Origin of the sequence: Iodobacter arcticus (assembly GCF_042664895.1) — a bacterium.
Taxonomy (GTDB): domain Bacteria; phylum Pseudomonadota; class Gammaproteobacteria; order Burkholderiales; family Chitinibacteraceae; genus Iodobacter; species Iodobacter arcticus.
Genome location: NZ_JBHTBQ010000002.1, coordinates 1 through 22108 on the forward strand (window position 1 = coordinate 1; position 22108 = coordinate 22108).

Annotated in this window: 19 protein-coding genes and 1 tRNA gene; 9 read left to right on the forward strand and 11 right to left on the reverse strand. The window is 47.6% G+C overall.

Annotated elements, in window-relative coordinates; translation table 11 throughout:
- Positions 1–469: 469 nt before the first annotated feature.
- Both ACFQNF_RS00810 and tsgA read left to right on the forward strand, forming a co-directional pair.
- A complete protein-coding gene (locus ACFQNF_RS00810; protein WP_380185395.1) occupies positions 470–1300 on the forward strand; it encodes a purine-nucleoside phosphorylase in 831 nt (276 codons plus the stop codon).
- Positions 1301–1302: 2 nt separating this feature from the next.
- Positions 1303–2499: an MFS transporter TsgA gene (tsgA, locus tag ACFQNF_RS00815; protein WP_380185396.1), complete on the forward strand. Its 1197-nt coding sequence runs from the start codon at positions 1303–1305 to the stop codon at positions 2497–2499.
- 111 nt (positions 2500–2610) lie between these two features.
- On the opposite strand, the gene ACFQNF_RS00820 is transcribed toward tsgA, so the two are convergent.
- The 5 genes from ACFQNF_RS00820 to ACFQNF_RS00840 form a co-directional block, all read right to left on the reverse strand.
- Positions 2611–4770: an EAL domain-containing protein gene (locus tag ACFQNF_RS00820; protein ID WP_380185397.1), complete on the reverse strand. Its 2160-nt coding sequence runs from the start codon at positions 4768–4770 to the stop codon at positions 2611–2613.
- 2 nt (positions 4771–4772) lie between these two features.
- A complete protein-coding gene (locus ACFQNF_RS00825) occupies positions 4773–5318 on the reverse strand; it encodes a heme NO-binding domain-containing protein (RefSeq protein WP_380185398.1) in 546 nt (181 codons plus the stop codon).
- Positions 5319–5539: 221 nt separating this feature from the next.
- Positions 5540–6571 carry an FUSC family protein gene (locus ACFQNF_RS00830; protein WP_380185400.1) on the reverse strand — a complete coding sequence of 344 codons (1032 nt, stop codon included), beginning with the start codon at positions 6569–6571 and terminating at the stop codon, positions 5540–5542.
- Positions 6572–6653: 82 nt separating this feature from the next.
- Positions 6654–7058: a peptide-methionine (R)-S-oxide reductase MsrB gene (msrB, locus tag ACFQNF_RS00835; RefSeq protein WP_380185402.1), complete on the reverse strand. Its 405-nt coding sequence runs from the start codon at positions 7056–7058 to the stop codon at positions 6654–6656.
- A 411-nt stretch (positions 7059–7469) separates the two neighbouring features.
- The gene (locus ACFQNF_RS00840) at positions 7470–8282 is read right to left on the reverse strand and encodes an alpha/beta hydrolase (RefSeq protein ID WP_380185403.1); all 813 of its coding nucleotides are present in this window, start codon (positions 8280–8282) and stop codon (positions 7470–7472) included.
- Between the two features lie 63 nt (positions 8283–8345).
- Between ACFQNF_RS00840 and ACFQNF_RS00845 the strand changes: the two genes are divergently transcribed.
- The 3 genes from ACFQNF_RS00845 to ACFQNF_RS00855 all read left to right on the forward strand — a co-directional run bounded on the left by ACFQNF_RS00845 (position 8346) and on the right by ACFQNF_RS00855 (position 11152).
- Positions 8346–8672 (forward strand): hypothetical protein, encoded by a 327-nt coding sequence (locus ACFQNF_RS00845; RefSeq protein WP_380185405.1) that lies wholly within the window; start codon positions 8346–8348, stop codon positions 8670–8672.
- Between the two features lie 138 nt (positions 8673–8810).
- Positions 8811–10712, forward strand: coding sequence for a molecular chaperone HtpG (htpG, locus tag ACFQNF_RS00850; RefSeq protein WP_380185407.1), 1902 nt, complete (start codon positions 8811–8813; stop codon positions 10710–10712).
- Positions 10713–11014: 302 nt separating this feature from the next.
- Positions 11015–11152: a hypothetical protein gene (locus ACFQNF_RS00855; protein ID WP_380185409.1), complete on the forward strand. Its 138-nt coding sequence runs from the start codon at positions 11015–11017 to the stop codon at positions 11150–11152.
- Between the two features lie 144 nt (positions 11153–11296).
- On the opposite strand, the gene ACFQNF_RS00860 is transcribed toward ACFQNF_RS00855, so the two are convergent.
- The 3 genes from ACFQNF_RS00860 to ACFQNF_RS00870 form a co-directional block, all read right to left on the reverse strand.
- Complete coding sequence (locus ACFQNF_RS00860) at positions 11297–11875, reverse strand: hypothetical protein (protein ID WP_380185410.1); 579 nt, start codon at positions 11873–11875, stop codon at positions 11297–11299.
- Positions 11876–11966: 91 nt separating this feature from the next.
- On the reverse strand, positions 11967–13028 hold the full coding sequence (gene hisC / locus ACFQNF_RS00865) for a histidinol-phosphate transaminase (RefSeq protein ID WP_380185412.1): 1062 nt from the start codon (positions 13026–13028) through the stop codon (positions 11967–11969).
- Between the two features lie 115 nt (positions 13029–13143).
- Positions 13144–13228 (reverse strand) — tRNA-Leu (locus ACFQNF_RS00870).
- Positions 13229–13502: 274 nt separating this feature from the next.
- Here ACFQNF_RS00870 and ACFQNF_RS00875 point away from each other — a divergent pair.
- The gene (locus ACFQNF_RS00875; RefSeq protein ID WP_380185414.1) at positions 13503–13997 is read left to right on the forward strand and encodes a hypothetical protein; all 495 of its coding nucleotides are present in this window, start codon (positions 13503–13505) and stop codon (positions 13995–13997) included.
- A 446-nt stretch (positions 13998–14443) separates the two neighbouring features.
- On the opposite strand, the gene ACFQNF_RS00880 is transcribed toward ACFQNF_RS00875, so the two are convergent.
- Entirely contained in the window at positions 14444–16444 is a 2001-nt protein-coding gene (locus ACFQNF_RS00880; RefSeq protein ID WP_380185415.1) for an LTA synthase family protein, read from the reverse strand.
- Positions 16445–16857: 413 nt separating this feature from the next.
- On the opposite strand from ACFQNF_RS00880, the gene ACFQNF_RS00885 reads away from it, so the two are divergent.
- Positions 16858–17565 (forward strand): DUF502 domain-containing protein, encoded by a 708-nt coding sequence (locus tag ACFQNF_RS00885; RefSeq protein WP_380185417.1) that lies wholly within the window; start codon positions 16858–16860, stop codon positions 17563–17565.
- 429 nt (positions 17566–17994) lie between these two features.
- Entirely contained in the window at positions 17995–19146 is a 1152-nt protein-coding gene (gene yiaY, locus ACFQNF_RS00890; protein ID WP_380185419.1) for an L-threonine dehydrogenase, read from the forward strand.
- A gap of 521 nt (positions 19147–19667) precedes the next feature.
- Here the strand turns inward: yiaY and ACFQNF_RS00895 are convergent.
- Positions 19668–20072, reverse strand: a complete 405-nt coding sequence (locus ACFQNF_RS00895; protein ID WP_380185421.1) for a hypothetical protein — start codon at positions 20070–20072, stop codon at positions 19668–19670.
- 347 nt (positions 20073–20419) lie between these two features.
- Between ACFQNF_RS00895 and ACFQNF_RS00900 the strand changes: the two genes are divergently transcribed.
- Entirely contained in the window at positions 20420–20680 is a 261-nt protein-coding gene (locus ACFQNF_RS00900; RefSeq protein ID WP_380185423.1) for a hypothetical protein, read from the forward strand.
- 386 nt (positions 20681–21066) lie between these two features.
- Here ACFQNF_RS00900 and ACFQNF_RS00905 read toward each other — a convergent pair whose 3' ends face one another.
- A complete protein-coding gene (locus tag ACFQNF_RS00905; protein WP_380185425.1) occupies positions 21067–21867 on the reverse strand; it encodes a Crp/Fnr family transcriptional regulator in 801 nt (266 codons plus the stop codon).
- Positions 21868–22108: the final 241 nt, after the last annotated feature.

Genomic DNA, 22108 nt, shown 5'->3' on the forward strand with positions numbered 1-22108 from the left:
ATGGGCATGATCCACCTCCGCAAAATAGAACGTTCGTTCACTTTACGCCGCGCGAATGGCTAAATCAAGGGTTCCTGAGCAAGAGACATAATCAGGTAAAAAATACTGAAGCCATTATTTAAACACCATTGATTAACATCAATAAGCCACAGAAATAAGCCCACATTCGTCGGCAAGTCACAAACACTAATTCACTGTATTTAAAGGATTATTTTTTATTTACCCCATCAATGTAATTACTTCACCTTATGCCTGATCGATAACTGATAATAGAGAATCGCCCCTTTTAAAAAATCGACCACGAGTCTATAGGTTCATTTAGCAAACAAAATCCCGTACAATCTGAATCAGACAGACTTGATTTAAAACAATCCAGACTTTAAATCAATCGATTACAAATACACCAGAGCTAAAAAAAACCATATTACTTTTAAAACACACACAATAATCAAACAACAGGATTCCCACCATGAATAACGTTCGTCATGAAGAAGCTAAACTTTCTGCTGCTCATCTGCAAAAAGCCTTTACTCATGCCATCCCAGAAACAGCAGTGATTCTGGGCTCAGGTCTGGGCGACTTCACCAAAATCGTTAAGGTATTAGAAAGTATTTCTTATGGTGATATTCCCCATTTCCCACAATCCTCCGTGGCGGGCCATAAGGGCAAGCTGACGATTGCTGAAGTAGCAGACGGTAAAAACGTACTGATTATGGAAGGCCGCTTTCATTACTACGAAGGCTACACCCCACAAGAAGTCACTTTCCCGATCGCTGTGTTTAAAGAACTGGGCATCAAGCAGCTGATCGTCAGCAATGCGGCAGGTGGCTGCAACCCTAGCTTTACCGCAGGTGACATCATGATCATCGACGATCATATCAACCTGACCGGCAATCACCCGCTGATCGGCAAAAACGACGATGCAGCAGGCCCGCGTTTCTTAGATCAAACTGCGCCTTACTCACCACGTTTGATCGCACTGGCTGAATCGCTAGCGGCTGAATCGGGTGTGGCGCCTAAGAAAGGCACCTATGTGAAGATGACTGGCCCAACTTACGAAACCCGCGCTGAAATTAAAATGGTTCAATCCTACGGCGCAGATTCAGTAGGGATGTCGACCGTTTATGAAGTCATTATGGCGAATTACTTTGGTATGGAAGTGCTGGGCATTTCTTGCATTACCAATATGGCGACCGGCCTAGCTAAAACGCATCACAACCATGCAGCCGTGGTGGATGTGGCCAATAGCGTATCCGAGAAGTTTTCTAAGTGGGTTAAAAACATTGTGGTGGCTCTGTAATCATGGACGTTCAAAAAGATTCTAAACGCAGATTAAATCTGATCGCTTATGTATGTTATTTCTTTACCGGCGCTTTAATCACCACGCTGGGCTTGGTACTTGGCCCGGTATCCGCCGCGTTTAATAAAGATCCTGGCTTTATCGGCCAGATGTTTACCCTGCTCAACTTTGGCTTGTTTGTGCCAATTTTAGTGGGTGGCGTGCTGATGCAAAAATACAGCATCAAATCACTGCTGGCGATTGCCTCTGCCGTCACCATCGCGCTTACCGTTGTGCTCACTGTTGTACCTTCGATCACGCTGTTTGGCTTTACCGTGTTGATGATTGGTGCTGCGGCTGGTATCACCATGGCCGTGGGTAGCTACTTAGTGGTGCGGATTAATCCGGATCCTAAAGATCGCTCATCCAGCCTGATTTTCACCGACTTTTTCTTCAGCTTTGCAGGTGTGGTCTTGCCGGTGATTCTGGGCTATCTGTTTAAACACAACGCCAGCTGGTTGGTAATGTACTTCCTGATGTCGGCTATTTCTCTGCTTCTGATTGTGTTGATCGCTAAAGCGAAATTCCCAACCGTAGAGCGTGAAGTTAAATCGGAAGACGGCACTGCAGTGAAAGAGCCTTGGGGCAAAGCCATTTACTACGTGTGTTTCGCGGCCTTTGCGTTTATTTATGCCGAGCTGGTGTTCACCATGTGGCTGCCCACTTATCTGCAAGATGCAGTAAAGCTGCCTGTAGATACTGCTGCACTTTACGTTACGCTGTACTGGGGCTCTAAGGCTACTGGCCTGTGGCTGAACCACTACACTGTGCGCTATGTGCAACTGCGCACCTTCCTAATTGCTTCGGCCATCGTGGGCACAGCCAGCATCGCAATCATTGCTAACGTGCCACAAGCCACCGTGATCGGCGTTGCACTGGTTTGCTTTGGCTTCTTTAACTCAGGTATTTACTCTGGCCTGATTAGCTACGGCAGCTTGCAAGTGAAAGTATCGCCACCAAGCCTGATCTCAACCATTCTGACTTGCGGTTCGGTCGGTACACTGATTTTTGCTTCTGTTTCAGCGTATATCTTCTCGAACTACGGCCTTTCATGGGCGCTGAATTCTTCTGTAATCGTGTATGTATTTGCACTGATCGGGATTATTCTGGCAGGTTCATGCAGCAAAGCAGAAGAACTACACGGTAAGCTGGGCCTCTAAGCCCTGCTCTACCTCATAAAAAAACGCCTCAAGAGAGATCTTGAGGCGTTTTTTATGCCTTACTGATTTAGCGGCCGAAAGGATACAGTCATCCTGCATTCCAATATAAAACTAAGCACGCAAAGTATTCATTAATGCAATCAGCTGCGCCGGATCAAATGGTTTTTGCAAGAAGTGCTCTACACGGGCGATATTGATGGCTTCGCGCAGAACGGCTAAATCGGTGCTGGCGGTAATCAGAATACGCACGGCAGTAGGCTGAAGCGTTTTGGCTTTTGCCAAAAAGGATATTCCATCTTCGCCGGGTAATTGGTAATCACAAATAATGGCAGAAAACTGATACTCAGCAAGGCACTCTAATGCCGCTTCGGCGCAATCTAAATAGTGCACATCTAAGGGTAAAGTTGTCAGAATAGCCTGAATCACATCAAGAATAATCGGGTTATCATCAATCACCAAAACACGCAGCGGGGAAACAATAGCTTGTAGTTTTTTAGTATCCAGCACACACATTTGCCGCAGCATCACCACCAGCTCCTTACTGGGCACAGCTTTTGAAATCCAGTAGCCCTGAATCAGATGTGCGCCCAGCTCGAATAAAATTCTAGCTTCCTCTTCGGTTTCTACGCCTTCAGCCAAGGCCTGCATCGATAAGCTACGGGCCAGCTGAATAATCGTGGCCACGATGGCTTTATCGTGTGGGCTCTGGCTTAAGCCGCGTACAAAAGACTGGTCAATTTTAAGCCGTTCAGCCGGAAAGCGCTTTAAATAACCCAGATTAGAATAGCCCACTCCAAAATCATCAATCGCCAGCGCCACCCCAAGCGCTTTAATACGGCCAATGATATCCAAGGCCATTTCCGGGTCACTAATGGATAAGCTTTCGGTGATTTCCAACTCCAGACACTCTGGCGGAATACCATGGCTGGCAAGCGTGCTAGCCACTCTGATCACAATATCGTCGTTAACCAGATCTAGGGGCGATACATTCACGGCCACCCTTACCCAACCCAACCCCTCCTGATGCCAGCGCAAAATTTGCTGGCAAGCCGCTACCATGACCCATGCACCAATATCGCGGATCAGGCCTACTTCTTCAGCGAGGGCAATAAATGCGCCGGGAAACAGCAGGCCATAATCGGGCGATTGCCAGCGTACCAATGCTTCAACACTGACCAGCATGCCGGTGCTTAAATCCACCTGTGGCTGGTAGTACAAAACCAGCTCGTCATGGCTAATCGCATAGCGCAAGCGGCTTTCTAAAAGCAGACGCGAATCCAGCGCCTCCTGCATATGCTCGGTAAAATAACAAACTGCACTGCCGCCGCTTTCTTTTGCGTGATACATGGCAATATCGGCGCGCTTTAAGAGCATCTCTGCATCACAACCATGTTCCGGATATTGTGCTGCGCCAATACTACTGCCCAACACCTGATCAATTCGATCCACCCGGATGGGTTGCAGCATCACATCCAGCAAGACCTGCGCCATTTGCCTGCGCTCCAGCACACTGCGGGTGGGTACGGCCACCACAAACTCATCTCCACCCAGCCTTGCCGCTACACCACCAGCCAAAGGAAGCGCCTGCAAGCGCCTTGCTACTTCACACAGCACCACATCGCCAGCGGCATGGCCCATGCTGTCATTAATAAATTTGAATTTATCCAGATCAATAAAAAACACGCACAGACCTGCGCCATGCATTCTGGCTGAGGCAATATACTGGCCCAGTCTTTCTAAGAGGCGCTGGCGATTAGGCAAACCAGTCAGCCCATCGTGAGTGGCCTGATAGCGAAGCTGCTGATGCAGGCGGCGTTGTTCAGACACATCGTGCAAGATAATAATCCGCGCCGGACTACCCAAAAAAGCGCTACTGCCAATAATAATGTGTACCGCCGAAAACTCGCCATTGGCCCTGCGCATCAAAATAGCGGCGTCTTCCTGCAGCCCCTCGCTCATCGGATCAATGGCATCATCCACCACCATGCTGAGCCAATTGCGGCCAATCAGATCTGACTCCTGTGCAAAGCCTAATAACTCTACGGCAGCCGGATTAGCCAGTGCAACTTCCCCGCTATTTTGTGCCAATAGCACAGCGCAGGGCATTCTGGAGAGCACATCAAAAAACTCCTGCTCTTCTGCCGTTCGCAGCTTTTCATACGCCAGCCTTAAAGCCTCTGTACGTTCCTCAACTAAACTTTCAGCATATTGCCGCGCTTTTTTCTCTCGCTCGATTGCGCGGCGTAATACGCCTTCAAGCTCCTCACTCATGGCTAAGCCTCATACACAATAAACTCCGCCACTTGCATTTCGCCCTCATCAGCAAAATCTGTGCGGCTTACTTTGGTTTTTCCGCCATAGTGCGTCACACAGCCCGCAATCATGCCTTCGGCTAAATCTGCCAAATGGCGACGGGAACGGTAACGCAATCGCAAAGAACCATCTGCACGCCGCTCGGTTTCCAGCTTGGGCAGATCTGCATCAGGGTAAATTCTGCGTACTTCCACATGAATCTGCCCTTCAATACTTTCTAAAAAAGTATAAACATCGGGCATAGCCCGTAATAATTCCGAGCGCTGCGCCACAAGTTTGCCAAATAAATGCTGACCAAAGCCCCTCACCAAATCTGGCACAGGCGTGCCGCAGCGTGTCGATAGAGCCACTACCATCGCTATCAACTCTTGAAAGTCATAGTAGCCTGCAGCCGTATAGGCGCCACCCGAAGCAGGATTAGCCACCGAGATCATTTCATCAACCGCAACAATGCCCTGCTCGGATTCAACAAAATTAATAAACTCATTAAATACAAGACCTTTCATGATGGCTCCCCATTGCTGAATATAATCATATTCATAACTCAGCATGGATGAGAAGCAGGATAAGTTCAAACCTTACCTTTAACTATCAAGCACTTACTCCTCGCACGAGTCAGCTTAAAGAATATCTTCACCTCAATACAGGGACGACGGGCAGCCGCTCGCGTGTAAAACACGATTGTGTTTTACAGACAACAAGGCTTTAGCTGCAATAAAAGGAGGAATTAAACGATGGGCTTGCCGCGCTTATCAAAATCGGCAGGCTTAAAACGAATAAACAACAAGGAACCAAGACCGGAGAGCACGCAGGCAATAATGGTGTTTTCAACCCGTGCCCGCACCAAAGTATGATGCTCGCCGCCAAAATCTAGCAGCACCATCACTAATGCGGTAATCGGAATCACCGCCAGCCAGTAATTGCGCTCCAAGCAAATCGGCGTCACCGCGGCTAATACCACCACCATCGCCGCCAGTTGCCATTCGGCTTGGAAAAAATGCAAAACGGCCCAGCCCAATAAAGCACCAATCATTGAGCCAATTAAACGTTGCACCATGCGATCAATCGTGAGCTTATTATCGTAAACCGTCACCAGCACCACGGTCAGCGGTACCCAGTAGGCACGCTCAAGCCCAAGGCCATAGCCAATTAAATAAGCCAAAACCACTTTGGTGGCAAAGTAAAAAGCAAAAATAGAATTATTATGATTGCGCCGCAAAATACGGCTCATGGCTTCATACAGCATCGGGCCATTTTTAGGCTCTGGCGCACGAAATAGGCAGCGATCTAATAAAACCGCGAGAATGCCTGAAGCACCACCCAGCAATAAATAGGTGCCCGCTAAGGGGGAAAGTAAGGGGGCGCTATCACCAAACAAGAAAGCAATCAGCCAGTATTTGCTCATCATTTCTACTGAGTTACCCGCGCCTTGCAGCCAACCCGTAAAAATCGCAAACGCCAGCAAGAAAGCCAACGGCGCACCTTGCACATAATGCCCTGCTACTCCGGCAATCCCCGCCAACAGCATGCCAACGGTCATATACACCATCACCGTGATCCGTTCCGAGGTATTACCGCCATTATCAACAAACATGGTGTAAAACCCAGCCACCGCACCATACACCGCTGGTAAAAACTCGCCGCGTACCAGCGCAATCGCAAGCGGTAAGCCAACCGCAATCATCACCCGCAACACCCGTCTCCACGGAATGCCCTGCTGCGGTTTAATCGCCAGCATCTTAACCAGCTGTGTTTGCATATAGAGCCCTTTGAATAAGGGGGAGAATTTTACTGCTTAAGGTGGTTCAGGCTGTACCAGCGATTGCCGTAAAAAATAACAACTAATCGCTGCCGTGAGGCTTAAATTCAATCGATACCGAGTTAATGCAATAGCGCTCGCCCGTAGGCATAGGGCCATCAGGGAAAACATGGCCCAGATGCGCATCACAACTACTACAACGCACTTCCACCCGAATCATGCCATGGCTGCCATCCCTGATCCGCTGAATATTGGCCCCTGCCGCCTCGGCCCAAAAGCTAGGCCAGCCGCAGCCTGCATCAAATTTGCGCTCTGATTCAAATAACACCGCGCCACAGCAAATGCAGAGATACTTGCCGCTGCCTGTTTGGCGATAATGCTCGCCCGAAAACGGCCGCTCGGTGCCGCCCTCTCTGGCTACCCGATATTGCTCGGCACTGAGCTGCTCACGCCACTCTGCATCGCTTTTCTTTATTTTTTCGCCCATCTTTAAAACTCCACTACGTTTTCTAAAAAATTCTGTAGACACAAAGATCGGTAAGAACACGAAGCACACCGAGAAAAAACACAGTAATCACGCTCTCTGCATAGGGCTTTTTAAAGTTCCCTTGAAACACTCGGAAGCGAGGATCCAGCCAATCCCGCCCGCCGCCGACCCAATTGGACCGCAGCAGGGGCCTTCGTGCTTATGCTGTTGTCGCTTGGCTTCGTTTCTTGGCGAAGCAAGAAAGGAAGGCCCCCGCGGTGGCTACCGCTCCAAAATCAACGTGCCGAAGGCACTAAAAAGGCCTTTTAGACTTTGCTTAGTGCACATGGGATGCAACCCACGTACTTCTCCATATTGCCCGCGGGTTACACCCGCCCTACAAGATCACACCTCATAGATTCAGGAGTGGATTTAATCCTCTGGATACGTCAGCTCCAACCACTCATGTATTTCTTTGGCCACTTCTGTTTTGTGGAAATCCGCCATCATGGCGTGTCCGCAATCTTCAATAATAATGGCCTTGGTGTGCCAAGCACTGGCGCAAGCGTGGCTGTCGCTCGGCGGAATCAGCTGATCGGCCCCTGCCCCCAGCACCAGGCAAGGTAATTTAGGGCAGTTAAACCCGGCAAAGGGATGCGGGATCGCCATTTCGGTCAGGGCGCGCATTGATTCTGGCTGTGCCCGCGCCGCAAAATAATCCACCATCGCCCGATCTGTTTTAGATGAAAACAAAAGCTCGCGCACAAAGCTTGGGTTGCCCGCTGCGGCTGCCCCCTGCCACTGAAACTGGCCTAAATCCCACAGCAAATTGGGCTGCGAAGCCACCAGATGAGCAAACGAAGCCGCTACGCCATAGGGGGCCACGCTAGCCAAAAGCACCAGCCCCGCCACCTTGGCCTGCTTTGCCACACGCTGCGCCACAAGACCGCCCATCGAATGCCCGATTAAAATCGGTGGCTCTGGCAACGTAGCCATCATGTCCAAAATATCTTTTACATAATCATCAATACCAAAATGATCAAGCTTTTCTCTGCCCATGCTGCCTGCATGGCCGCGTAAGCTGGGCACATATACATCCCAGCCTGCTTCTGTAAAATAAGGCAGGAAATACCCTTCCCAGCACCAAGAGCCTGCGTAAGCGCCATGAATCATAAGTAAAGGTGGAGCGTTCTTTCGCTTATTTGCTGCGTCAGCCTTTAAAATCTCAAGTGTGTAAACGCTCATATATACTTTTTTCCCAGTCCGCTTAAACTAAATACGCAGCTCATCATTATTTAAGGATCCACCATGCCCTACATCTCACGAGATTCAAACGGCCACATTAGCGCTGTTTTTCGCGACACCCATGCAACCGCCAGCGAGTTTATTTCGCTGAATGCGCCAGAACTGGTGAGTTTTATAGGTGCTCCTGCTAACACTGAATTATTTCATTCATTAGATAGCGATTTAATTCGTGTTATTGAAGACGTCATCGACGCACTTATTCGTAAAAACTTACTATTACTGACAGATCTTCCGCCAGAAGCACAGACCAAGATTTTGGCCAGACGTAATCTAAGACAAAGTCTGCCACAGAGTACCAGCATCCTCTCACCCAACGATGGTTTAATTTAATCAAGCTAAAAATGCTGATCAGCAGCTACCGCTGGTCTGAACAAGATGTTTAAATTTAGCGCCCTGCGGGCTTGAACGGTAGCCGGCTGGCCCCATTTATCAAAACATCCTTGTTCACTTAATAAGCAGAGCACTTCAATGGCAAAAGAAACACTGGGCTTCCAAACCGAAGTTAAACAGCTCTTACAGCTGATGATCCACTCTCTCTACTCTAATAAAGAGATTTTCCTGCGTGAGCTGATCTCTAACGCATCCGACGCTTGCGACAAGCTGCGTTTTGAAGCATTGAATGATGCAAGCTTGTACGGGGATGATAGCGAGTTAAAGATCAGCCTTTCCTTTGATAAAGAAGCACGTACGCTGACGTTAAACGACAACGGTATCGGCATGAGCCGTGACGAAGTGGTTAAAAACATCGGCACGATTGCCCGCTCTGGCACCAAAGAATTCTTTGGCAAGCTCTCTGGTGATGCACAGAAAGATGCCAACCTGATCGGCCAGTTTGGTGTGGGCTTTTATTCGGCGTTTATTGTGGCCGATAAAGTGACGCTGACCTCACGCCGCGCGGGTGAAGCCACCGCTACCCAATGGGAATCCTTAGGTGACGGCGAATTTACGCTGGAAGAAGTAGCAAAAGAAGGTCGTGGTACAGAAATCGTACTGCACCTGAAAGAAGGCGAAGACGAATATCTATCCGATTGGAGCCTTCGCTCGATTATCCGCAAGTATTCCGACCACATTACCTTGCCAATCTTTATGCCTAAAACCGCTGGCTACGATGATGAAGGCAATGTCACCCCGGCAGAGGGCGTTGAAGCGGTTAACCAAGCTTCCGCACTGTGGGCACGCGCCAAGTCAGAAATCAGCGACGAGCAATACACCGAATTCTACAAACATGTGTCGCACGATTTTGAAGCGCCACTGGCTTGGAGCCATGCCCGCGTAGAAGGCAAGCAGGAATATACCGAGCTGCTGTACATCCCTCAGCGCGCACCGTTTGATATGCACGACCGTGAACGCCGCCATGGCATCAAGCTCTATGTGCGCCGCGTATTTATCATGGAAGACGCAGAAAAACTGCTGCCACAATACCTGCGCTTTGTTCGCGGCCTGATCGACAGCAGCAACTTACCACTGAATGTGAGCCGTGAAATTCTGCAACACAGCAAAGATATCGAGCAAATTAAGCAAGGTTGCGTGAAGAAAGTGCTGGGTTTGCTCGAATCTATGGCTAATTCTGACGATGCAGCCGAGCAAGCCAAGTATGTGACTTTCTGGGAGCAATTTGGCCGCGTGATGAAAGAAGGCGTTGCCGAAGATTTCGCCAATAAAGACCGCATTGCAGCCTTACTGCGCTTTTCCTCCTCACACAGCGATAGCACCGAGCAAAATGTCAGCCTTGCAGCCTATGTGGGCCGCATGAAAGAAGGCCAGGATAAGATCTACTTTATTACTGCCGACAGCTTTGCTGCAGCTAAAAACAGCCCGCACCTTGAAGTCTTCCGCAAGAAAGGCATCGAAGTGCTGCTGATGAGTGAGCGCGTTGACGAATGGATGATCTCTGGCTTAACCGAGTTTGACGGCAAAAAGCTGCAATCCGTCACCAAAGGTGAGCTGGATCTTTCTCAATTCGAAAACGAAGAAGAGAAACAACAACAAGAAGCCGCCGCCAGCGAGCTAAAAGACGTGCTGGATAAAGTCAAAGCGGTACTGGGCGACAAAGTAAAAGACGTCCGTGTCACCAATCGCCTGACCGACAGCCCAGCTTGCATCGTGGTAGAAAATCAGGATATGAGCGCCAACCTTGAGCGCCTATTGAAATCTGCCGGCCAAGATGTCAAAGGCAGCAAGCCTATTCTGGAAATCAACCCAGAACATATGCTGGTGAAAAAACTAAAAGCCGAGCTGGAAGGCGAACGCTTTAGCGACTGGACCGAACTTCTGTTCGATCAGGCCCAACTGGCAGAAGGCGCACAGCTGGACGACCCGGCCACCTTTGTTAAGCGCTTAAATAGCTTGATGATGTCGGTAGCGGCTTAAACCAGCTTTAAATAACCGTTTGCGAAAACCTAAATCTTGAACCACGGAGAACACAGCGTTTCACGGAGAAAAGCCAGAAAAATGATTTTCGATTCTTCCCTGTTGTTGCTCAGTAGCCGTGTTCACGCATCCGAGTTATTTTAAAAAAACTAAGGCCAGCTTTATGCTGGCCTTAGTATTGCCCCCCCATCACCCACTAAGCCTAAGCCCTTACTAATCACATTCAAGCAATGCTTTCCCCCTTTCATCCCAATATCGCGTAGGCTAGCTCCGCCAAATGGCATAACGCAGGGATAAATATCATGGCTAAGGGTCAGGCGCGCAGCAATCGCGAAACTAAAAAACCAAAGAAAGATAAAGTAGCCACCACGCCCGTGACTACTTTTGGCAATGCAGCCGCACAAGCAAGCGCGCAAATTAACGAAGCAAAAAAGAAATAAACCACGGCGTATGCATGCCATGGGATGAACTACCCAGAATATGTCCCGTATTTATTTTGCACCCCATGCAAAATAAATAATATGCACACAAAAAATGGCCGCTCTCTTATAGACCGGCCATTTTCATATCAAACTCAAGCTCATTTAAAATAACTCAATATCCCCTGATTCCGGCCCGCTGTTTTCCTCGCTCTGCACAGGCACCATGCTGGCCGCCAAAGAAAGAGCCTGGCGGATATCCATGCCATTTAAAATATCGTCGAATAGTTTTTTCTCTTGCTCCATCGAATACTGCGAGCGGATCCGATCTTGCAGCGCCATCCACTCCGACGGCACATAAAGGCGATTGCGATCAGAAACCAGCTCAGCCAACCCACTGATCGTGCCGCAAACATGGTCTAAGCGTTGTGATAATCGATCATAAAACTGAAAGGAGATCACCGCCTGCATATTACGCTGGCCAATTTCTGCAATCTTGCCATCTAAATCAAGCTGCGCTGGTAAGGAAGACGCTTGCGCCAACAGATCATTGCGCAAGGCTTCAATACGATCATGGGTATCGGCAAAAGAAAACGCGAGGGCATTGAGCGATGCATTGCTCTCTGCCACCGCGTGTTTGACTTGGGCAACCGCAATGCCTAGCATCAACATGGTTTCGCGCACCTGGCTCCAATCTAAATCTGGATTGCGTGCGGCAGAACCACCAGCAGGAAGTTCAATCATATTAAGTACCAAAGAAAGGCATAACACTCAATTTATAGATTTAAACTCCCCAGCTTGCTCAAACAATCTTAAGCAAGCTTATTAATGACCTTTAGAAAGGCAGCAACTCTTGTAAGGCCTCTATCAGGGCAGCGCTTTCTTTATCCGTGCCTATGCTAATCCGTAAAAACTGATCAATACGATGCTGCTTAAAGTGCCGCACAATAATCGAGCGTTCACGCAATGCCGCAGCCAATTGCGCCGCATCATAATCAGCATGGCGGGCAAAAATAAAATTAGCGGCCGAGGGCAATACTTCAAAACCCATCCGCGCCATGACTTGGCTTAGATGCTCACGCGTCGCAATAATAGCTTGGCACGTTTGCTGAAAATACGCCTCATCGGCAAAAGAAGCCGCTGCACCCGCCAAGGCTACTTTATCTAAGGGATAGGAATTAAAGCTATTTTTAACTCGCTCTAAGGCTTCTATTAAATCTGCGTGACCCACCGCAAAGCCCACCCTTAAACCCGCCAAAGAGCGCGATTTAGACAGCGTTTGCACCACGAGTAGATTGGGATAGCGATTCACAAGCGAGATAGCGCTGAGCCCGCCAAAATCGATATACGCCTCATCCACCAGCACCACTTGCTGAGGGTGGCGCTGTAATAAAGCTTCTACTGTATCAATAGGTAGTAATTTGGCAGTCGGGGCATTGGGATTGGGGAAAATAATTGCGCCACAGGGCTGATCGTAATCATCAATATTGATGCCAAAATCAGCATCAAGCGGCACTTGGCGATACTCAATGCCGTATAGGCCGCAATACACCGGGTAAAAGCTATAGCTGATATCAGGAAATAATAGCGGCGCATCATGCTTTAGCAGTGCGGCAAAAGCATGAGCCAAGACTTCATCCGAGCCATTACCCAAAAACACCTGTGATTTTTCCACGCCATGATAATCAGCAATCGTCGCTTTTAAATGATCGCCATTTGGATCGGGATAAAGCCTAAGCGTGTCGGCCAGCTCGCCCTGCATCGCCTGCAATACTTGAGGCGAGGGACCGTAGGGATTTTCATTGGTATTGAGTTTAATGAGGTTTGTTAGTTTTGGCTGCTCTCCCGGCACGTAGGGAGTAAGCGTTGTGACCAGAGGGCTCCAGAATGGGCTCATATCTTTGTGTCGGTTAGGAATTAAGCCCCTATCTTATCAGCTGCCGCGCAAATGCAAAAACGCCTGATTCTTTTATAAGAATCAGGCGTTTTATGTTTTTTATTTCTCTATTAGATGGTGCCGACAGAGAGACTCGAACTCTCACAACCGAAGTCACTACCCCCTCAAGATAGCGTGTCTACCAATTTCACCATGTCGGCATTCAAATGCTTGCTTCAGCAGAAGCAGAGAGGGACGCATAATAGTATAAAAAACTAAGTACGTCTACACCTAACTTGAAAAATGCTAAAAAAAATACACCACCAGATTAAAACCTGCGGAATCAGCAGATCAAACCATTTAATTATTTACCCTGAGCTGCTTGTCATTAGAATAGCAACAGGTATAAGTAGTCCGCCTTACTTCTAGCAAACTAAAGCCGCGGCTAGGGCGCAACGACCTTATCCCATTTTAATAAAAAGAGGAGCCATTTATATGAGTCAAACATACACCCTGATTGCCCAAGCATGCAGCCAGCTACCCGAAGGCCTGCGCCAAAACGACGGCATTCGCCAAGCCATTGCCAGCATTAAAGAACGCTACCCAAAATGGCTACAAATCAGCGCGCATGATATTCAAGAATTAAGCCAAATCTCAAAAACCTTGGCCCGCGCCCTAAGCAGCAGCAACACCGGCCACATTACCCTGCAATTTGCCGCACTATGCGAGGTATCTAGCGAGCTATTTAAAGAAGTAAAAGATATTCGCAAAGAGATCAAAGGCATCATCAGCGATAACGAACAAGCCCTGCTGGACGATAATGTGGGCGCACTTGCCTACGTGCCTGAATTTCGCCGCTGCATGGGCCCCGCGCTGGCCCGCTCGATTGTATTAAGAAACTTCGCCAATATGGTCGACGCCGTACTATTAGCGCAGATTCAGTATTCTGATGAAAATGTGGAAATCGAATTATTGATTGAAGCAGCTTAATTTACGCCTGCAGACACAAACGCCACCTTGATGAGGTGGCGTTTTTATTGGCTGCTTACATAGTAAAACCCAAATTTTGAACCACGGAGGGCACAGAGAACACGGAGTCTCACGGAGAAAAACAGGGTTTGAATTAAGTTGTTTTGTGGACTTTAAATCTTTTGAGCCCCAGAGATCTGGCTTTCTATCGCTGCGACTAGCATAGGGCTTACAGTCCTATCAGTTTATGAGGAATTCGTAGGTTGGGTTAGCAGTCTGCGTGCGAGGTTTACCTCGTTCAGCGATATATCGCGTAACCCAACATGCTTTCGCGCCTAAGAGTTGGGTTACGCAGGGTTGTCCGCCCAAAATCGGCGAACACCCCCGCTAACCCAACCTACGAAAACATCACCCCGGCAGGTTTTGCTTAAGTTGAGAGAATTAACTACAACTTCCCTCATAACTAATTACTTCCCCCCACCATGCGTCAGCATATAGTCCGACACCGTGTAGTAATCCCTTAATTGCTGCTTCATTCTGGCTGCAATCTCTGGATGCTCGCTGGCTTTATCCACCGATGGCGTATTGGATTTCATATCAAACAGGCCACCGCTTTTTTTGCTGACTTGCATAATGTAATACCAGTCTTTATCCAGAATACCAATCTCGCCGCCTTCATCGGGGTAAATCGTAAAGGCAAAGCGAGAAGCATCAAAACGCGGATCAAGTAAATCGCGGCCCATGCCTTTATTTATATAGGACAAATTAAACAGGCCAGCGATGGTGGGCAGGATATCGATTTGCGAAGCGGTTTTGTCGTAGCGGGCAGGCTTTAATAGCTTAGGCGCGTAAAGAACAAAGGGCGTATGCACCGAAGACAGCTTTAAATCCTGAAACGCGCGCGGCACGTTGGGGCCTACATCGTGGCCCATAGCGCGAATGCCGTGATCGCCAAAGAATACAAACACCGTATTATCGAAATAAGCCTCTTTTTTAGCCGTTTCCATAAATTTTTCGATGCAGTAATCCATATAGCGGAATGAATTATATTCATCCACCGCAGCAAAGCCATTGGCATGCAATTCGGCGATGCTCGGATTTTTTAATTTAAAATCAACGTCTTCCGCCGGAATGGTATATGGGCGATGATTGCCTGAGGTTTGAATTACGGCAAAGAATGGCGATTTTTTCTCACGGAATACTTTATTGGCTTCAAAGAATAAATTTTTATCCGAAATACCCCAAACATCATTACGTGGCGCGCTATAGCTACCCTCTTCGTGGATTTTTAAGCCATCAATATTTTTGGTCAACACGCCGCGTACATTGGCCCAAGTGGTGCTCCCGCCAATAAAGTAATCTTTCTCATAGCCTTTAAAGGCATTAATTAATACATTTTGATTCACTGCGGCCGGATTACGGCTAGAGGTATCTCTTAAATCCACATCAGGAACACCCGATAAGCCAGCGAAAATGCCACGTGCCGTACCAAAGTGCGGGGTATAGAGATTATCAAACCAGATACTTTCTTTGGCCATTTGGGTAAAGAAAGGCGTGGTTTCTAAAGGGTTGCCATAAAGGCTAGTTTTATAACCAGAAAACGATTCCAAATAAACCATCACCACATTTGGCTGGCCTTTAAAAGCATTGGCCTTAGGCTGGATATGGCGCTCAAAATTGAGCGTTTTCGCATCGGGTTTATCCACGCCCAAATACGCGGCCATCGCAGGATAGGCCGCCCTCACATCGTCAATCGAATAGGTGTCTTTGGTATACGACATGGTGTCGAAAAAGTTTAAAACCGGGTTCAGCGCCACAGCGGCGGCAAAGCTATTGGTCGTGTAATAAGCATCGCTCCAGCGCAGCGGGTATTGCGAAAACTTGCCGTGAATTCCCAGCAAAGTAGCCAGTAAAGACACCAGCACCAGTAGCGATGTTTTCCACTTACCTGCTTCCCAGCCTGCAAAATGCGAAACCCAACGCATCAAGCCTGCCACGCCCCATGTCAGCAAAGCTACAGACAAGGCCCAGACCAGTGTTAGCTTGCCCACAGGATAAGTAGACCAAACCATGCCGGCTGATTCATCCAAGTTGTATAAGAAATTCAGCACACTGGCAGAAAGCTTGACCCCCAAGTATGAATAATGGGCAAAGTCGACCATATGGCTAAAAATCAGTACCGCAAATACCAGCGCAAACCACACCAGCCATAGCCGCCTAGCCAGCCCTTCTTTAAAGGGTGTTGTCAGATTAAAGCCACCCAGTAGCAACATCGGTGCAAGGCTTAACAGGCCCAGGCGCAAATCAAAACGCGCGCCCAACAATAAAGATTCCGCCAATAAATGGCCGGGCAAAGGATCGGCTTGATTGCCAAAAGCAGTAGCAAAACCAAGCCGGATCAAGATCCCTAGGGCAATAAAGGCCAATATATAGACGACGGTAAAGCGGAATAAACGAGGGATGCGCATGGCTATGTAGGGTTTATTTTCTGGAAGCGCAATTCTACCTGATGTTTTGAATGTGCCCACCCCATATTGCAATCAAGTTGCATTAACTACAGCCGACAACTCTTATCCACAATGCCAGTTAAGTCTTGCCCGATAAACAGCACACCCGCCCAAACTAAAGCCGCCCTATACCTCATCCAACCGGCTGGAGCGCCTTTAAAAGCAAGAGATTTGCTTACTTTGGCTGGCTGTAAATCAAGCACGATCATCGCAATGGCAACAAGAGATCATTAGCTATTTTTGCCAGAGAGGGCACATTGTGAAGCCCTTTCTACCTGCTAAATTTACCTAAAAAAAGTGAAAAATAGGTAAATCTGATCATTTTGCCAGCAGCTAGGCTTTGAGCTATCAGCCTAAACAGATTGGGAGTTAGAATGGCGGCACCAATTTTTAGCTCACCGGAATACTCAATGATCAAGCGTAGCCTTGAAAGTGTCGTCACCACCTGGCTGGCTGGCCTATTAGCCCTGCTGCCCTTTTTACTTACGATGGCTTTGCTGGCGTGGGTGGCAAAGATGCTGAATAATTTTCTTGGGCCACAAAGCATGGTTGGGCAACTATTTGCCCTGATGGGCCAGCCCATCGTTGATCACCCTATTCTGGGCTATTTAATCGGCTGGGCCATGCTGATTGGCGGGATTTACCCGTTAGGGATTATTGTGCAATCCAAGCTAAAAAGGCATCTTGCCTATTTGCTTGATAAAACAATCAGACGAATTCCGGTGATTGGTGCTTTGTACAATACGGCAGATCGGTTTGTTGGCTTACTTGATCAAAAAGAAGACGCAGATATTGGCTCGATGAGCCCAGTGTGGTGCTTATTTGGCGGCGATGGCGTTGCGGTCCTCGCCCTGATGCCCAATCCTGAACCCATCGAAATCGAAGGCCGCATCTATCAAGCCGTTTTAGTGCCCACGGCTCCTGTGCCGATTGGTGGAGGGTTGCTCTACATCCCCAAGGAATGGATACGTCCAGCCAATATCGGTGTAGATAAGCTCACCAGTATCTATATGTCGATGGGCATTACCCCGCCGCCATCGCTCAAAAAATCCGCACAACCTACCCTAATGCCGTTCACTTAAGCGGTTTTGTTTGAGTTTCCCCCTTTGTAAAGGGGGCTAGGGGGGATTTGCAGTTGATGTTGGGCTTAAAATAAGCAAAAAACTCAAGGCAAATCCCCCTCAATCCCCCTTTTTCTAAGGGGGAAGCAAAACCAATGCCTTAAGTGAACGGCATTACACAATCTACCCCGGTGATTTATCCCTAAGCAGCTTATTGATTAAACGGATATGACAAAACCCAGATCTCGAAACACAGAAGAATACGGATAAAGACAGTTTGGAGCTTACGTTTTACGCATACCGAACGGCATCCCCATACCCAGTAAGATAAAGGGACAATTGCGCTCATGCGCGAATAGCCCCCAACTTACCATCTTTCTTTGATCTGACACAAACCCTGCAATAGGCAAAATGATTAAGCTCAAATTTTGACCTGCAGGCAGATCCGCCATGACTACTACCGCATTCTTTATTCCAGCAGTAAATCTAATGGGCGCTGGCTGTCTTAAAGACGCAGCAAACACCATTCAATCCTACGGCTTTAAAAAAGCGCTGATTGTGACCGATGCCGTACTCAATAAAATTGGCATGGTGGCTAAAGTTGCCGAGCTATTGGGCAAGCATGGCGTGGTATCGGTGGTATTTGACGGCGCTCAGCCCAACCCTACCATTGGCAATGTTGAGGCAGGCTTAAAATTACTTAAAGAAAACGGCTGTGACTTTGTGATTTCACTCGGCGGTGGCTCACCGCACGATTGCGCCAAAGGCATTGCGCTTTGTGCCAGCAACGGCGGAAAAATCGCCGATTACGAAGGCCTAGATCAATCTAAAAAGCCACAACTGCCACTGGTTGCAATTAACACCACTGCCGGTACTGCAAGTGAAATGACCCGCTTCTGCATTATTACTGACGAAACACGTCATGTAAAAATGGCGATTGTCGATAAGCACACCACACCTATTCTTTCGGTGAATGATCCTGAACTAATGCTCGGCATGCCAGCCAGCCTGACAGCCGCCACCGGCATGGATGCACTCACTCACGCCATAGAAGCCTATGTTTCCACCATCGCCACACCGATTACCGATGCCTGTGCGCTCAAAGCGGTCACTTTAATCAGCGACAATCTGCGTCATGTGGTCTCTGATGGGCAAAACCTACAAGCACGCGAGCAAATGGCTTACGCGCAATTCCTTGCGGGCATGGCCTTTAATAACGCCTCGCTTGGCTATGTGCATGCCATGGCCCATCAATTAGGCGGCTTTTACGATCTGCCACACGGCGTATGCAATGCCGTGCTGCTGCCACACGTACAAAAATTCAACTCCCGTATCGCCGCCAAACGCCTCGGTGAAGTCGCCCACGCCATGGGCTGCGATGTGCGCTTCTTATCCGACGAAGCCGCCGCCGAAGCCTGCCTTTCCGCCATCCGCCAACTTGCCGCCGATGTAGGGATCCCCGTTGGCCTGACTGAGCTAGGCGTAAAAGAAACCGACTTCCCAACCCTCACCGCCAATGCCCTTAAAGACGCTTGCGGCTTTACCAACCCGATTCAAGCCACAGCAGAAGAAATTACTGCGATTTATAAAGCAGCAATGTAAAACGCAAGCGAAATCAATTCGCCTTAAAGCAATAAATAACGCCGCATGCAAAGACAATTTGCTTGCGGCGTTTTTAATTTTTTACAGGTGCAGCACAGCAAAACCCAAATCTTGAAACACAGAGACCACTGAGTTTCACGGAGAAAACAAGGCTTGAATTAAGTTATTCTTCAGGTTTTAAGTATTTTAAAACCCAGCAATTTGATTCGTATCGCAGCTGGTAGCAAGGGGCTGAAATCTCCCCTTGAAACACGCCGGGGTGAGGAACAAGCGGAGCGGGGTTTCGGCCAGAGGCCAGCGAGGCACGAGCGAGTCTCGCCTTGCCGCCATCGCTCAAAAAAGGTGCACAATCTGCCCCAATGGTTTATCCCTAAGCAGCTTGCTGATTAAACAATTTCCCGGCCCTCTTTTGCCAATACCAAGCGCTGAAATTAAATAGCACTGACTTTGCAATTAACTATTGCTTCAGTCAGCGCTATTTACCTCATGCAAAATAGGTCTTCACCATCCATTATTCATAACTAAACAGTGTGGGTATTCCTATCCCTATCTGCAGGCTGATATATGCATAAAGCTTGCAGGCAAGCATTTAATGATCGGAAATAACGCACTGACCCCTGCTCGCTGGCATTGAGCCAGTATTGCATTGAGCTTCCCCATACACTTGAATTGAGCTTCGCAAAAAAATTCAAGTCATCGCCAAACATGGTCAGTGCACTTGCAGCACGATCATTTTCCGAGCTGGCTGAATCAGTGATTTCAGCACCTATCTTTGGATACTGCGTTTCAGCTTGATGAATAAACTCTTTAAACGCGGTAGGTTCTGGGGCAGGCGTTGGGGCCATCCGCGCAGGATCAACACTGCTATTAAAATTTTGCTGTGCCCGTGGTGTTTCACCAAGATTTATCTTCTTTTCGTCGCTCATAATGACCTCTAAGTGGATAAGGCACATCGCAATCGTTGCTGTGCCAACACAACGATTATGACAAGCGTCTTGGGCGCGTTCTGTACGCTAGCTCTCATAAGCTATAGATAATCCCAACAATTTCTTACTCTTCCTCCCCTCAAAAGTAATTTTTACAAAAATCCCACTTCTTGATCCCTCTCAAATTGTTGTCATAAAAACAGCTACGCAGTATCAACCCATTTTTTTCAATATTTTTTACTGACTATGTTAGCAAGCGAACGGAGCGGCCCTTCATGGCAGTCCACCATGATTAAGTGGATGGAATTTGAGATCCACACATCCCTTTACTCATTTCGGAGAACGCTATGACTACTGCTGCCAAGAAAAATCAAGATTCCATGTCTGCACTGCAAGAGCACCATGAAAAAGCCGCTGATCATCATGAAAAAGCGGCCAAAAGTCATAAATCAGCAGCCACATCGCTAAAATCAGATGACAAAAAAAAGGTGACTCATCATGCGCAAATCGCACATGGTCACGCTACTCATGCTGATGAACATGCAAAGCAAGCCAGTAAAATTCATATCAGTATGCAAGACGATGATGAATCTGAGGATAAAAGCTAATTTATCCCTTACACCGGATATACAGCATTAATCTGCCTCTCACAGTTTTACAAACCCTTCCATTTAGCAAGGACTTGTACGGATTTCCAATTATTTCCCAACGGGTGAATGAATAGTTCATGGTAATGAAAAAAATAATTGAGTAAGTCTAATTGGGAATTTTTAAAAAAAGAATACTAAAAATCAGAATATTTAATAAAAAACATTCATCACAAAGCCAATAATAAAGCGGGGCTGTAAATTTGAGCCAGCGCCATGCCAAGCTCATTGCGAGCAAATAGCATGGCGCAATAATAATCTAATTCCGTTTTACGTGAGCTTGCAGCAAAACTGTTAAGTGTAATTGTCTAATTCCAACACACACCTTGATAGATGCGTCATCCACTTTAACGAGAAACAAAAACACCAGCCGTAGTGCCTGAACGTGACTTCCTAGCTGCCCTCAATGGCGATGGTTTTGTGCTCACGGGAAGGGTGTGTTCTGGCAATAGACGATTAAATTCTTTTTTAACCACTTGATAGCACTCGCAGGAACGTTTTTCTACGCCTTTGCGATCTAACACGATGATACGCCCGCGGCTGTATTGAATTAACCCAAGCTTTTGCAAATTGCCGGCCGCTTCGGTAATGCTTTCTCGACGAACCCCCAGCATATTGGCGATTAACTCATGCGTCATCGTGATGTTATTTCCGGATAACCGATCTAAAGTGAGCAGCAGCCAGCGGCAAAGTTGCTGATCTAAAGAGTGATATCGATTGCATACTGCCGTTTGTGCCATTTGCATAATTAGGGCTTGGGCATAATGCAGTAATAAATGCTGCATTGGCCCGGCTAAGCAAAATTCGCTTTTAAGTAGATTCGCGCGCAGCCGATGTGCATGACCCGCACTTTGTACAACGGCACGACTTGGCGTACTGCCCCCTCCCATGAACAAGGAAACGCCAACCAAGCCTTCGTTACCAACCCCCGCAATTTCGGCAGAAGAACCGTTTTCCATAATGTATAGCAATGAAACGATTGCTGTAGTTGGAAAATAAACATGCTGCATATTGCAGCCAGACTCATACAAAACATTACCTAAGGGCATGTTGACTAATTCGAGATGCGGAAGCAGCCGGGCATAGACGTCTGCAGGTAAATTGGCGATAAGATTATTTTGGCATGTGGTATGAAGACTGGGCATCATATATTACCTTCTGTTCCTATAGCTGTTTCGACAAATAACGACTAAGCAAATTTAACGTCAGTTATACGTCAAATTTAAAGGCGCATTATGTGCGTAACCGAACATAAAGAATAAAAACAACACAAATTAATTTTTAATATTCTTAAATGTAAATAACTATAGAAAAAAGATAATAAAGATTATTTTCTGCATCATTAACAGCAGCAATGACTGATGGATGGAAGCCTTGAACCAGACTAAA

What these genes read in the sequence shown, in the direction of transcription:
- htpG (WP_380185407.1), top strand. Translation starts at nt 8,811, where the DNA reads ATGGCAAAAGAAACACTGGGCTTCCAAACCGAAGTTAAACAGCTCTTA.
- hisC (WP_380185412.1), bottom strand. Translation starts at nt 13,028, where the DNA reads ATGAGCCCATTCTGGAGCCCTCTGGTCACAACGCTTACTCCCTACGTG.
- ACFQNF_RS00830 (WP_380185400.1), bottom strand. Translation starts at nt 6,571, where the DNA reads ATGCAAACACAGCTGGTTAAGATGCTGGCGATTAAACCGCAGCAGGGC.
- ACFQNF_RS00825 (WP_380185398.1), bottom strand. Translation starts at nt 5,318, where the DNA reads ATGAAAGGTCTTGTATTTAATGAGTTTATTAATTTTGTTGAATCCGAG.
- ACFQNF_RS00845 (WP_380185405.1), top strand. Translation starts at nt 8,346, where the DNA reads ATGCCCTACATCTCACGAGATTCAAACGGCCACATTAGCGCTGTTTTT.
- msrB (WP_380185402.1), bottom strand. Translation starts at nt 7,058, where the DNA reads ATGGGCGAAAAAATAAAGAAAAGCGATGCAGAGTGGCGTGAGCAGCTC.
- ACFQNF_RS00820 (WP_380185397.1), bottom strand. Translation starts at nt 4,770, where the DNA reads ATGAGTGAGGAGCTTGAAGGCGTATTACGCCGCGCAATCGAGCGAGAG.
- ACFQNF_RS00860 (WP_380185410.1), bottom strand. Translation starts at nt 11,875, where the DNA reads ATGATTGAACTTCCTGCTGGTGGTTCTGCCGCACGCAATCCAGATTTA.
- ACFQNF_RS00840 (WP_380185403.1), bottom strand. Translation starts at nt 8,282, where the DNA reads ATGAGCGTTTACACACTTGAGATTTTAAAGGCTGACGCAGCAAATAAG.
- ACFQNF_RS00855 (WP_380185409.1), top strand. Translation starts at nt 11,015, where the DNA reads ATGGCTAAGGGTCAGGCGCGCAGCAATCGCGAAACTAAAAAACCAAAG.
- ACFQNF_RS00900 (WP_380185423.1), top strand. Translation starts at nt 20,420, where the DNA reads ATGACTACTGCTGCCAAGAAAAATCAAGATTCCATGTCTGCACTGCAA.
- yiaY (WP_380185419.1), top strand. Translation starts at nt 17,995, where the DNA reads ATGACTACTACCGCATTCTTTATTCCAGCAGTAAATCTAATGGGCGCT.
- ACFQNF_RS00875 (WP_380185414.1), top strand. Translation starts at nt 13,503, where the DNA reads ATGAGTCAAACATACACCCTGATTGCCCAAGCATGCAGCCAGCTACCC.
- ACFQNF_RS00895 (WP_380185421.1), bottom strand. Translation starts at nt 20,072, where the DNA reads ATGAGCGACGAAAAGAAGATAAATCTTGGTGAAACACCACGGGCACAG.
- tsgA (WP_380185396.1), top strand. Translation starts at nt 1,303, where the DNA reads ATGGACGTTCAAAAAGATTCTAAACGCAGATTAAATCTGATCGCTTAT.
- ACFQNF_RS00885 (WP_380185417.1), top strand. Translation starts at nt 16,858, where the DNA reads ATGGCGGCACCAATTTTTAGCTCACCGGAATACTCAATGATCAAGCGT.
- ACFQNF_RS00880 (WP_380185415.1), bottom strand. Translation starts at nt 16,444, where the DNA reads ATGCGCATCCCTCGTTTATTCCGCTTTACCGTCGTCTATATATTGGCC.
- ACFQNF_RS00905 (WP_380185425.1), bottom strand. Translation starts at nt 21,867, where the DNA reads ATGATGCCCAGTCTTCATACCACATGCCAAAATAATCTTATCGCCAAT.
- ACFQNF_RS00810 (WP_380185395.1), top strand. Translation starts at nt 470, where the DNA reads ATGAATAACGTTCGTCATGAAGAAGCTAAACTTTCTGCTGCTCATCTG.